Annotated in this window: 11 protein-coding genes; 7 read left to right on the top strand and 4 right to left on the bottom strand. The window is 46.7% G+C overall.

Annotated features, from left to right (window positions below; genetic code table 11):
* Positions 1 to 48: 48 nt before the first annotated feature.
* From pheS to H6585_14445, 7 genes are all read left to right on the top strand, one after another.
* A complete protein-coding gene (pheS, locus tag H6585_14475; GenBank protein ID MCB9449535.1) occupies positions 49 to 1,071 on the top strand; it encodes a phenylalanine--tRNA ligase subunit alpha in 1,023 nt (340 codons plus the stop codon).
* A gap of 81 nt (positions 1,072 to 1,152) precedes the next feature.
* The gene (gene rseP, locus H6585_14470; protein ID MCB9449534.1) at positions 1,153 to 2,472 is read left to right on the top strand and encodes an RIP metalloprotease RseP; all 1,320 of its coding nucleotides are present in this window, start codon (positions 1,153 to 1,155) and stop codon (positions 2,470 to 2,472) included.
* Positions 2,473 to 2,601: 129 nt separating this feature from the next.
* Positions 2,602 to 3,558, top strand: a complete 957-nt coding sequence (locus H6585_14465; GenBank protein ID MCB9449533.1) for a hypothetical protein — start codon at positions 2,602 to 2,604, stop codon at positions 3,556 to 3,558.
* Between the two features lie 3 nt (positions 3,559 to 3,561).
* Complete coding sequence (locus H6585_14460; GenBank protein ID MCB9449532.1) at positions 3,562 to 4,047, top strand: heme-binding domain-containing protein; 486 nt, start codon at positions 3,562 to 3,564, stop codon at positions 4,045 to 4,047.
* A 92-nt stretch (positions 4,048 to 4,139) separates the two neighbouring features.
* Entirely contained in the window at positions 4,140 to 5,702 is a 1,563-nt protein-coding gene (locus H6585_14455) for an aldehyde dehydrogenase family protein (GenBank protein MCB9449531.1), read from the top strand.
* 95 nt (positions 5,703 to 5,797) lie between these two features.
* Positions 5,798 to 6,151, top strand: a complete 354-nt coding sequence (locus H6585_14450; protein ID MCB9449530.1) for a hypothetical protein — start codon at positions 5,798 to 5,800, stop codon at positions 6,149 to 6,151.
* A gap of 57 nt (positions 6,152 to 6,208) precedes the next feature.
* Positions 6,209 to 8,857 carry a zinc carboxypeptidase gene (locus H6585_14445; GenBank protein ID MCB9449529.1) on the top strand — a complete coding sequence of 883 codons (2,649 nt, stop codon included), beginning with the start codon at positions 6,209 to 6,211 and terminating at the stop codon, positions 8,855 to 8,857.
* A gap of 14 nt (positions 8,858 to 8,871) precedes the next feature.
* Here H6585_14445 and H6585_14440 read toward each other — a convergent pair whose 3' ends face one another.
* Genes H6585_14440 through H6585_14425 form a run of 4 tightly spaced genes read right to left on the bottom strand, consistent with a single transcriptional unit; the run spans position 8,872 to position 12,712 of the window.
* Positions 8,872 to 9,399 carry a hypothetical protein gene (locus H6585_14440; protein ID MCB9449528.1) on the bottom strand — a complete coding sequence of 176 codons (528 nt, stop codon included), beginning with the start codon at positions 9,397 to 9,399 and terminating at the stop codon, positions 8,872 to 8,874.
* A 4-nt stretch (positions 9,400 to 9,403) separates the two neighbouring features.
* Entirely contained in the window at positions 9,404 to 11,077 is a 1,674-nt protein-coding gene (locus H6585_14435; protein MCB9449527.1) for a hypothetical protein, read from the bottom strand.
* A gap of 2 nt (positions 11,078 to 11,079) precedes the next feature.
* Entirely contained in the window at positions 11,080 to 11,664 is a 585-nt protein-coding gene (locus H6585_14430; GenBank protein ID MCB9449526.1) for a sigma-70 family RNA polymerase sigma factor, read from the bottom strand.
* Positions 11,665 to 11,698: 34 nt separating this feature from the next.
* Complete coding sequence (locus H6585_14425) at positions 11,699 to 12,712, bottom strand: hypothetical protein (protein ID MCB9449525.1); 1,014 nt, start codon at positions 12,710 to 12,712, stop codon at positions 11,699 to 11,701.
* Positions 12,713 to 12,912 lie beyond the last annotated feature (200 nt).

Raw genomic sequence — 12,912 nt, 5'->3', positions numbered from 1 at the left:
AAGTAAAACATTTTTCCCAATTTTTGTCCCTAAGAGCCAGGCAAAGTTATGTTGGAAGAAGTAAAAAAATTTGTCAAAGAGATAGAAAGTGTCCAGGTATCCACAACGGAAGCTTTGGAATCTTTCCGCTTGGAATGGTTGAGCAGGAAGGGCAAGGTACAGTCGTTGTTTGCCAGATTCAGAGAGGCACCATCGGATATCAAGCGCCAGCTGGGGCAGGAATTGAACCAGCTCAAGCAGTTGGCCCAGGAAAAATTCGATGAGGCGGCGGGCCGTCTCACGCAATCCGGCGGCGCTTCGGAATTTTCCATGGACCTCACGTTGCCTGGTGAGGGCATCATGCTGGGCAGCAGACATCCCTTGTCATTGGTTAGAAATGAGATTATAGATATTTTCAACCGCATCGGGTTTGTTGTATCGGATGGTCCTGAGATCGAAAGTGACTGGAACAATTTCTCAGCACTGAACATGCCTGAGGATCATCCGGCGCGGGACATGCAGGACACCTTTTTCATGCACAAGGATCCCGACGTGGTGCTCAGAACCCATACATCATCCGTGCAGGTCAGGGTTATGAACAATCAACACCCCCCCATTCGAACGATTTCTCCGGGTCGTGTTTACCGAAATGAAGCCATTTCAGCCCGGGCACACTGCCTGTTTCACCAGGTGGAAGGATTGTGCATAGATGAGCATGCAAGCTTTGCAGATCTTAAGCAGGTGCTTGAATTCTTTGCAACAGAAATGTTCGGTGCCAAAACAAAAATACGCCTGCGCCCTTCATTCTTCCCCTTTACGGAACCATCTGCGGAGATGGACATATCATGTAACATCTGCGGAGGAGAAGGATGCAACATTTGCAAACATTCAGGGTGGGTCGAAATCCTGGGTTGTGGGATGGTTGACCCTGCCGTGTTGAACAATTGTGGAATCGACAGTGAGAAGTATACAGGTTATGCGTTCGGCATGGGCATAGAACGGATCGCCATCCTCAAACACAGGGTGAATGACATCCGATTGTTTTTTGAAAATGACATCCGTTTCATCAATCAGTTCACTTCTTCCTTCTGAACATACGGTGGGATGGCCAAGGTGTTTTGGCCTTTTTTAACAACCGGCAGGAGGGTGAATGACTAACTTTGTAGCAAGATGATAGAGATTTTGAATATGGTAGGCCAGTTGATTCTGGGTCTTTCCATCCTTGTTATCCTCCACGAATTGGGGCACTTTGTTGCCGCACGCTATTTCGGTATCAAAGTGGAGAAGTTTTATTTGTTCTTTGACGCATGGAACAAACGTTTGTTCAAGTTTCGCAAAGGTGATACCGAATACGGAGTGGGTTGGCTTCCCCTGGGTGGCTATGTGAAAATTGCCGGTATGATTGACGAGTCAATGGATACCGAACAAATGAAGCAACCGCCTCAGCCATGGGAATTCCGCACCAAGCCGGCATGGCAACGATTGATTGTGATGCTGGGAGGTATTATCGTTAATGCAGTTCTTGGGGTACTTATCTTTTGGATGTTGGCATTCATTTATGGCGAGACATATCTTCCTAACTCCGAAGTGAAAAACGGAATCTTTGCGTACCCGATCGCTCAGGAAATTGGCTTTGCGACGGGTGATAAGCTGGTTGCGGTAAACGGGGAACCATTGGTTCGTTTTGATGAGATACGTAGTCCGAACGTGCTGTTGGGTGATGTGCGGGTGACCGTTCTTCGCGATGGAAAAGAAACGGATGTATACATACCCGATGATTTCATGGGAAAAATCGCTGATGTGGGTGCAGACAAGTTCCTGGAACCCAGACAAACCTTCTACGTGGAGGAGGTTGCGAAAAACAGCCATGCGGATGAGGCCGGCTTGCAAGCCAACGACAGGATAACAGCGGTTAATGATGTAACTGTCCCCTACTTTCACGAATTCCAGGAAGCTTTGGCGGCCAATGCCGGACATGCGGTGAACCTGAAGATACTTAGAGACGGAAAGGAAATGAGTTTGAAAGCGGATGTGACCGAAGAGGGAACGCTGGGATTCCTTCCCCATAGCGATTTCCAGATGGCCACACAGAAATTCAGTTTCTTCGGCGCTTTCCGAAAGGGCATGACGAGGGCATGGTCTACCATAGCAGACAATGCACGTGGTTTCGGAAAGGTGTTGACCGGAAAAGTGGATGCCTCCAAATCTGTACAAGGTCCGATCGGTATCATGAAAATTTACGGTACGGTATGGAGATGGGAGCGCTTCTGGACCATCACCGGATTGTTATCCCTGGTGCTGGCCTTTATGAACCTGTTACCCATTCCTGCATTGGATGGTGGACACGTACTGTTCACATTGGTTGAGATGATCAAGGGCAAGCCGTTGAGTGAACGTTTCCTTGAAAGAGCCCAGGTCTTCGGTGCGGTTGTTCTTCTGACTCTGATGGTGCTGATCATTGGGAATGATGTTTGGCGCCTGGTTTTCGACTAAAATAGTTGTCTACCGCGGCCTTCCTATCAAACAATAGCTGTTGATAACTTGTTAATTTCCTCGCCCGGGAGGATTTAAGGATGCAGTATTTTTGAGAAGCCTCCTAACCGCAACAACCGCTTTTCATCCATGCAACGCATCCTAAACATGGGTTTGTTCTTGTTGTTCACGGTTCCTGTATTGGCACAGGACGAAAGTGTACTGGAACCCACCCAAGCTCCACCAAAAGACGAAGTCAAAGGGTACATTCCACCCAATGACGGTCAACGATTTCATAAGGTGTTACTGATACCTTACAACCCCATCATGCACCTTTCTGATGCCGATGTGGATATCGTTGAATACTCGGGATTACCGCTGAAAAAAGTACATGCCATTTTCCGGACGGAATTGAATGCTTCCCTGAATCAGGGATTGAAAAAGATCTACCCGCTGAAAGATCTGATGTTCGAGGATTTTGAGGATGAGGAAGAAGATCTACAAAAGATTTACGCCTCTCTGGACTATAAGATGGAAAAGACCAATCCCTCCTATTTGAATGAGGAGGCCCGGGAAGCACATCAGCATCCGTTGCTGGCCAAACTCACTTCGATTACAAAAAAAGAGGAAACGCAGCCGGATGTAGTGAATACCGATGGGATTGCTTCCGATGCATACGCCAAGTACCCGGAAAAGGATCAGGAATACCTGGCTTCGCATTTCAACAACGATGAGATCCTGCCTTATCTGGCACAGAAGTACCAAACCGATCTCTTTGTCGTGATCAACGAAATCGAAATCAAAACCAACTATGTCAGTTGCCTGGATCTTGCGAGGAAACAATATGAACGGGAGATAAGGGTGCATTTCACCATTTTTGACAAGGAAGGCAAACCTGTTCGTGGAGATGTTGCGGTAACAGTGTTTCCATCCAACTCCAACGACGTGGGTGAGATCACGTCAAACAACTACCCGTTGATCACGGATTACATTGCCAAGACCATTCCTCAACCCCATGAGACAGTGGAGGAAAAAAAGGAAGCCCACAATAAAATGATCATGAAATTTCAGAAGAAACAGGAACGACAACAATCCAGGCTATATTAAAGCATGAAAAAAAAGCGTGTGTTCGGAGTTGTGATCGCATTGTTGTTGTTGATCCAGGTGTTTCGGATAGATAAATCCAATCCCAATGCGGCCCCCGAGAAAGACTTCATAGCCATGACCAACCCTCCTCCGGGTGTGGCATCTCTCCTGAAAACTGCCTGCTATGATTGTCATTCTGATCTGACCACATATCCTTGGTATACGAACATAGCGCCGGTTTCCTGGTGGATTAAAAGGCACATCAATGAAGGCCGGAAACACCTGAATTTTTCTCTATGGGGCGACTACAATGCCAAAAAGGCCAGCCACAAAATGGAAGAGTGTTATGAGTTGGTGTCTGAAGGAGAAATGCCCCTTTCATCCTATGTTTGGGTGCATGCCGAAGCTGCTTTGAATACGGAGCAACGAAAGGCATTGACGGATTTCTTTCTCCGAACCGGCGGACTAGACAATGGTATTCCGCACGATGATGAGGAAGATCAGGATTGATCAGGAATACGGGTACAGCACCTTTCTTTAGCGAATCTTGCTACCTTTACAAGGTAGATATCCCATTACGTATCATTAAAATTTGACCGGTCATGACAAATGTGGCAACACATGATCATTCAGGCATCGCAGCGACATTGAGCGCTCTCGGCCTGCAACAAGTTAATCCAGGTATTTCAACCGGAGTGAACCACGAGAACGGCAAAGGTGATCCCATTGTTTCCATTTCGCCCGTTGACGGCAGCGAAATAGGTCAGGTAAATGCCGCTTCAAGGGAGCAGTATGAGCAGGTGGTGGAATTGGCGGAAACGGCATTCAGGAAATGGCGAACTGTACCCGCACCTGTTCGTGGAGAGGTGGTTCGTCAGATGGGTGAAGCACTGCGTGTAAACAAGGCGGAACTGGGCAAACTGGTATCTTATGAAATGGGTAAAAGTTATCAGGAGGGCTTGGGAGAAGTGCAAGAGATGATTGATATCTGTGATTTTGCAGTCGGCTTATCAAGACAATTATATGGCCTAACCATGCATTCAGAACGCCCGCAGCATCGAATGTATGAACAGTACCATCCCCTGGGAGTTGTGGGAGTGATTACTGCGTTTAATTTTCCTGTGGCGGTGTGGGCATGGAATGCCATGCTTGCATTCATTTGCGGTGATGCAGTGATCTGGAAGCCATCTGAAAAAACACCATTGTGTGCAGTTGCCTGTCAGCATATCATTGTAGATGTATTGAAAAGGAATAAGGTTCCGGAAGGGATCTCGTGCATGGTGAATGGTGGCGCAGCTGTAGGTGAATGGTTGTCACATGATACCCGTATACCACTGATATCAGCAACAGGATCCATCCGAATGGGCAAGAAGGTGGGCGAAGCGGTAGGTGCGAGACTGGGTCGTTCTTTGCTGGAATTGGGCGGTAACAATGCCATTATCATAACACCTGAGGCAGATCTCAAATCATGCCTGCCTGCCATCGTATTTGGCGCTGTAGGCACTTGTGGACAGAGATGTACAAGTACCCGGCGATTGATCATACATGAAAGTATTTTTGATGATGTGAAGGAAAAACTACGAAGGGCCTATGGTCAGTTGCGTATTGGAAATCCTCTGGATGAAAAAAATCACGTGGGACCGCTGATAGATGCGGATGCCGTGAAGCATTATCTGTCTGCACTCGAATCAGTAGAAAGCCAGGGTGGGTCGTTTGTCGTGAAAGGAAACCGTCTGGAGGGAGATGGGATGCATTCCGGATGCTACGTTTCACCCTCCATCGCGGTGGTAAGAAACGAAATGGAAATTGTCCAGCACGAAACATTTGCACCCTTGCTCTATCTGATATCCTATCGCGATCTGAATGAAGCAATCGCTTTACAGAATGGAGTTCCGCAAGGTCTATCATCCGCCATAATGACCACTAATATGCGGGAGATGGAGCGTTTCCTGTCTGCCGAAGGATCCGACTGTGGAATTGCCAATGTCAATATTGGTACTTCCGGTGCGGAAATAGGCGGTGCATTTGGTGGAGAGAAAGAAACAGGTGGTGGTCGTGAATCGGGATCGGATGCCTGGAAGGTATATATGCGCCGTCAAACCAATACCATCAATTGCAGCACGGAGCTTCCTTTGGCGCAGGGCATCAGATTCAATCTGGACTGACCACATACATGGAATTACGTAAGAAATGATTTAAGATTAACCTTTTTTCGTTCTGCCCGTTGAAAGAAAAGAGGTGAATAGAAAAATCATAGCTTATGGCAAAATATGCATTCATGTTTTTCCTTTTGCTTGGTGTTTCAAGTAAAGGAATGTGCGATGATGGTTGGAGACCGGAAACGTTGCAGGATACACTGATCGACAGCATATCCTATAAAATCATCGATCGCTTTGATAACGGCACTGTTAGCGCCATCGGAAATTACGATGATGAAGGCGACAAAATTGGGAAATGGTGGTACTATCGTTCAGACGGAAGTCTCAAGATGAGTGGCTTGTATAAAAATGGGAAAAAAGATGGCCCATGGCTGCTTACACCCTACACGCTCGAATATTATGAGAGTGGCAAATTGCGCAAGAAAAAGGTGATCAATCCGGGTCAAACCTATTAGATGATGTGTGACCTATCGGTCTTTTTTGTATCTTCATAGGGGGTATTTATCAGGCCAATGCATCTCAAGCGCAATACTTTCGCGTTACTCTTCTTCTTTTTCCTGTTTGCCAGGGCGCAGGAACCTACCTCGTATTACTTGCCTGATGGGGTTCATCTTAACCCGAACATACCTTCACCTGAGCAGTACCTCGGATGGCCCCTAGGTAAATGGCACGTGAGCCATGATCAACTGGTGGGATATATGCAAATGCTCTCCGGAATGTCCGATAGGATGAACCTGGAAACATATGGAAAGTCTGAAGAGGACCGGCCCCTGTTGATTGCAACCATCTCTTCACCTTCCAATCTTCAACATTTAGAGGAAATCCGGAAGCATCACCTTGAGTTGGCAGATCCATCGGTCAGTAAGGAAAGCAACATAGATCACATGCCGGTGGTGGTGTACATGGGTTACAGTATCCATGGAAATGAAGCCAGCGGCATGAATGCTTCCATGCTGGTAGCGTACTACCTGGCTGCAGTACAGGATGCACATGTAGATTCGGTGCTACAAAATGAAGTGATTCTGATCGACCCCTGTATGAATCCCGATGGAAGCCAACGGTTCGCGTCATGGGTCAATGCACACAAGAGTCAAACGCTTGCCACCAACCCCAACAGCAGGGAATTCAATGAAGCATGGCCAAAGGGAAGAACCAATCACTACTGGTTTGATCTGAATCGGGATTGGCTCCCCTTGCAGCAAATAGAAAGTAAAGACCGCATTGAGGTGTACCATAGGTGGAAGCCCAACGTATTGACTGATCATCACGAGATGGGTACCAATTCGACCTTCTTCTTTCAACCAGGTGTCCCATCCCGTACCAACCCCCTGACACCAGAGGAAAACTTTAATCTGACCGAAAGAATCGGGCATTATCACGCGCGTGCCCTGGATAAAATCGGATCCTTGTATTATACCAAGGAATCGTTCGACGATTACTATTATGGCAAAGGTTCCACTTATCCTGATATCAACGGGGGGGTGGGTATCTTGTTTGAACAGGCAAGTTCCCGGGGGCACAAGCAACAAAGTATTCATGGAGAACTAACCTTCGCATTCACCATCCGCAACCAGTTCACAACTTCACTCTCAACCATGGATGCCGCATTGGATCTGAGACTTCCCTTGTTGAACTTCCAGAGAGACTTTTATCAGTCTGCATTGATGGATGCAAAGAAAGACCCGATTCGGGCTTATGTGGTAAGCTGCCCGGAAGACCCTGTCCGATTTTTTTACATGCAGGAAATATTGGAACATCATCGGATTCGCATGTACAGTCTCAACAAATCCGTGGCAGAGACCGATCAGTCTTTTGATGCGGGAAAGTCGCTGATAATACCTTTACAACAGCCCCAATACCGCCTGATTAAGGCTTTGTTTGAATCGCCTCGTTCTTTTCAGGACAGTCTCTTTTATGATGTATCCAGCTGGACCCTCCCGTTGGCATTTAACGTGAGGTATGTAGCCCTGGATCGAAAGCACTTCCGAAATGATATGGTGGGTGCAGAAGTAGGACCTCTATCACATCCTGTAGGTAAGGTATACGGAGAGAAGAGTGACTATGGTTATGTGTTTCAGTGGGATGCATGTCAGGCCCCCCGTTTGGTAAGTGCGTTGTTGAGAAGAAATCTGGTGGTTAAAACAGCAACCAAACCTTTCACATCGTTCACCGCTGCAGGTAGCCGGGATTTCGGTTACGGAACTGTTTTGGTGCCAGCCCAGCGGCAGGGTGCTTTAGGGGAAAAGGAGATTTACAGCTTGTTGAAAGAACTCGCTGCAAAAGAAGGCATCGATATATTCAGTCTCACCACAAGCCTAACCCTCAAAGGTATCGATATTGGCAGCCCGGGTTTCGTTACCATCCGTCGACCGAAGGTCTTGCTGGTTGTGGGGGATGGTGTGAATCCGTACGATGCCGGAGAGGTATGGCAGTTGTTGGATAAGCAGGTGGGAATGGATGTGGTGATGGTGGAAAAAAGTTTGTTCAATACCATGGAACTGGAGTCGTTTAACACCGTGGTAATGGTGGATGGGATATATAGCGAATTGACCGTGAAAACCTCTGATAAACTGCAGGAATGGGTAGAAGACGGTGGCACCTTGATAGCAACAAGAAGCGCGATTCAGTGGTGCAGGGAAAGGCAACTGATCAACCTGGTCGTCAAGGAACACAAACTGAAACGTGACAGCTTATTGGGACCGAACCGTGACTATGCTTATCTGGATAGAGATCGTGGTTCACAGGCGATCGGAGGTGCCATTTTCGAAACCAAGGTAGATCTAACCCACCCCCTGTGTTATGGTATTTCGGGAGAGATTCTGCCTGTTTTTAGAAGGGATACCGTGTTTTATCTGCCTCCTCGTAACAGGTATGCCACACCGGTAATTTATTCCGAACAACCTCTATTGAGTGGATATGCGTCCCAACAGATGCGTGACCTCGTGAAGGGCTCGGCTGCGGTCAGCGTGCACGTGTCTGGAAAAGGGCGAATCATTTGTATGGCAGACGATCCGAACTTTCGAGGCTTCTGGTACGGTACACAGAAATTATTTGTGAATGCCGTTTTCTTCGGTCCCATTGTGGACAAATATGCGGCAGAGCCCGTGCCTCGTCAGCGACAGGTGGAGCGAAAAGATAAACCTGCAAATTACGAGGATTAGAAGGGAAAAGGGTGTCACTTACGCGAGTCAGTTTCATCCAGTTCAGCATCCATGTATACCCTGATAAAGACGGATTTTTTCACCCTTATCCCATCCTGAACAATATCAAAATATGAACGGTCGTAAACATGGCTGCCTTCTTTGATATACACCTCCCTCATGTTAAGGGTATCGCCGTCTATTTTGCCGTGAAATGAGATGGGAAGATCGAACTGCGATTTTTCCAATGTACAATGCATTGAGTCGCCTTCGATCACATACATGCCCCTGTAAACGTTGGCACTTTTGTAGTCTTTGATGATGGCGGCTTCCAGAACAATGGGGTTTTCGAAAGAAGTGAAATAGATTACATCCGCGTTCTCAAATAATCGAAGATACCTTTGAGATCCTCCATCCTCAGATAGGTCCGTAGCCCGGAACAAGCCTGTCAAAACCGTAGGTTCCCGCACTGTAAACGTTAGGGTATGGTTGTCTTGGGCCACAGAGGTCTGCAAGCCTAAAAGCATAAAAGAAAGCAGGGTAAGCCGGGTGTATTTCAGCATGTAATCAATCTTCCAGCATGGCCAACAAGGAATGCATCTCCGAGCCCTCCATGATCTTCATTTTAAACGTGTAGGCTTGTTTCTTGTTCGGGACCTTGGTGAAATCTTCCGAGTCAAAATAGGCGATTTTCCCATCGCGGGTGACGGCCCACAGGAGGTTTTTAGAGGATGGATTGTAGGACAATTCATTTTGTTGGCTGCCGGAAAAGGGAAAGATGGCGTTTCTTTTCTTATCCACAAGGCAGACCTCAGCCAGGAGCATTTTATTTCCATTCTCATCCACAAAGGAAGCTTGCAGGGTATTGCCTTTGGGTAAATGTGTGGGGTTGTCGCAATTGTAAATTCCGAAGTCATTAACGGTGAAAATCCGTTTGACCTCACCACCAAGCGCTATCCCCTGTTGGAGGGTTTCTTCACGCTTTTTTCTTTCTGCTTCAAAGGCTTTTGCCAATGCTTCCGATTTGGCAACCAATTGTTTTTTCAACGCTTCTTCTTCCTTTAACCTGGCTTCCAGCTTGTCTGAAAATACCCGGACGGCTTCGTCGTAGCGTTTGATGGCGAAAGGATAATCTTTTTCTGAAACCACGGGTTCAGCCAAAACTTCCATGCGTTTATCCGGGCGTTGAAAGACCACTTTGTATAATCCGCTCTTGGAGGTGGGCTTGAGTTCTACGGACTGCCATACCAGCTGGGCTTCTTCCGGGTTGAAATGTATATTCTCCTGGGAAACCTGGAAAACGGTAGTGGAGAAAGCTTCCATCTCCGGGAAGGACGATAGGTTCACATCGATGTTGAACTTAAATGCACCTGGCGTTACCTTTTTGGGTTGAACCGGATTGGTTTTTTTCAAATCGGCAAGACGGGCTTGACAGCTTTGTAGGGATTGTTCGGTCTGCCGGATTTCTTCCTGTACCAGGCTGACTGACGCATAGACTTCCCCACCGGATGAACCTGATGCTCCGGGGGTATTGGAATTATCCACATGAATCACCTTATCTTTTCCGATGGGCTTCCAGGTGTTATCCGGTTCATTCAAAGTATACAGATTGTATTGGGTACCATCATATTCACTGGTTAGTTCTACATGAATGCCCTTATCAGGTGCCAGATATACTTGTTGTCCATTCTGAAAAGCACGAATTTCAACCATGCCTGCAGATTCGAAGTGATGGATCTCTCCCAGTGTATCATATGTCATGGGAATACCGGATGCAAAGAACTCGGCTGGGTTGTGAAACTCCCGGTAGCGTATCTCCACATCTCCGGTGACTGATTTTCCGGTGGAATCAACCAGGGACATGGCAGGTACTTCCACATGTGTTCCGGTACTATGGGTGAACTTGCCACCCCGGGCTGCATTGATGCGATAGGTAGCAAAGGGGAGGCAGTGCTCCGGTAACCTGGGCTGAAGCATAGGATGAAGTTCCTGGTCAACCTTTTCAATCTGCACTTGAGGTGGCAAGGTGGTTGTGGTTTCCGGTTGCTTATTACCAAGAACAGCGTACATGGCTATAAGCCCGGCCGTTGCAACAAATCCTGCTCCCCACTTTAACCAGGATTTGTGGCTCGCTGTGGGTGCGTGCACGTGATAGCGTTTAAGAACAGACTGAAAATCGCGCCGGGCCTGTATTTCATCAGCTCCTGCGGATGGCTGTTCATGTATAATTTTTGGTTTCATGGTTACGGATGCTTATGCTGAAGACGTTGCTTGATCTTGTCCAGCAACCTGTAGAGTTTGACTTTGGTGTTGTTTTCTGTAAGGCCCATGATTTCGGCAATTTCCTTGAAGGGGCGTTTTTCAAAAAATCTCATTTCAATCAATTGAACTTCTTCATCCTTAAGTTCCGATAGCGCCACCCCCAACATTTTCAAGGTGAATTCCATGTGTTCGATGTCTTCCCAGCGGGCTTCTTCTGCCATGAGTTGAAGACCTGCGGTATCAATGTGAATGGCTCGCCTAACTTTTCGGGACTTGAAAAGATCGTTCAATACGTTTGCAGCTATGCGGTAAAGCCAGGAAGAAAAAGGCACCCCGCGAAACTCAAAACGATAAAGATTGAGGAGTGCTTTTAGGAATACATCGGCAGTGGCATCGAATGCGGCATCCTTATCCGTAACCCGCTGCAGGATGTATCTGAATATAGGTTCATGATACCTGTTATACAGCGGTTCGAATGCGGCCGGATCCTTCTTTGCAGCTTCAATCCACGCAAGCTCCTCGGAGATACGTACATCGCTGACATGGTATCTGGATGTGGTGGACATTCGATCGGAATTCGACGCTAAGATAACCGCCTTGCTATTCATAAAAGGTATATTCCAATTGTCGGTGCCTACGTGATTTTCCGTTGGCGAGATACTGTGATTCAACTATCAATCCCTGGGCATTGTACCGGCTGATATAGGTCTGTGTTTTGTTATTTCTGTCGTTTGAAATGTCTTGTTGTGTTACTTTCCCATCTGCTGTACTTGCTGTGGTAATAAGGGTTGTAGTGGTTATTTTGTGGCGAGCAGTGTAACGAAGAATCTTGATGAGTTGGTCATCATCGGCATAGGTATAGTCAGCCCTGGCTATGAGTTCGCCTTCATTTCCATAGGATTCATATTTCACAAGCACTTGGTCAGGGCGGTAATAGTACAATTGGCGAATGCTTTTATTTTTACTGAAGGTTTGCATATGCACCACCAACCTCAGGCCATCAGGCGTATAGGATTCCTCCCGGCAAAGCTGAACGGTGTCTTTTAAATCTTCTTTTTTTCCTTTGGTATCGCATAGAAATGAGTAGGCAGTTACTAGTTTCCCATGACGATTATATAGGCTTGCCTCCGCTTTTTCACCATCAGGAAGGTAGGTGTACTGCCATGTATTTTGCAGCTTGTTCTTCTTTCCAGCAAGACTGTGGCTGGAGGTTAGCCGGGTTTGATTCTCGTAATCATATTCTCTTCGCCATTTTGGAGAACCTTTCTTGTGAAGGGATGAAAGAGTCAGGCGTAGGCTATCGTTGTAAGCATAATCGTAATGATTGATAAGAATGCCTTTGTCGGAATATATATCAATGCCGGTATTTAATCCACGTGAATCAAATATCTGGGTGAGGGCAAGTCGTTTGTTAATGATCCGACCATTGGTGGCTCGTATGCGAAACTCATTGACCCCTTTGATCTTTTTTTCGCGATACCATTTTGCATTCTTGGGTGTATAGGTCATGATTTCATTATCATTAAAACTACCGTTGACAAGATGAGCAAAAGGTTGTGCCTGGGATGAGATCACCGATAACATGAGAGCGAAAAAAAGAATGATGTGTTTCATGGACAAGCTTTATGATCATAACTGAGGACCAACAAAAAGATACAAATTCGGCGGAAAATCACATAAATTGTTGATATATAGCATATTAACAGAAATGGGGTCGTGGCAGCTTACTAGAAGTGGCTTGTAAGCGTGCGATTTAAGCGATGGAATGCGTTTTTGGTACCCGATGTTAGGCGAGGGAATGAAAGTGCCGGAAA

The organism is Flavobacteriales bacterium (assembly GCA_020635855.1).
GTDB lineage: Bacteria > Bacteroidota > Bacteroidia > JACJYZ01 > JACJYZ01 > JACJYZ01.
The sequence above is the reverse complement of the archived record's forward strand: the minus strand, read 5'-3'. Positions and strand labels throughout refer to the sequence as shown.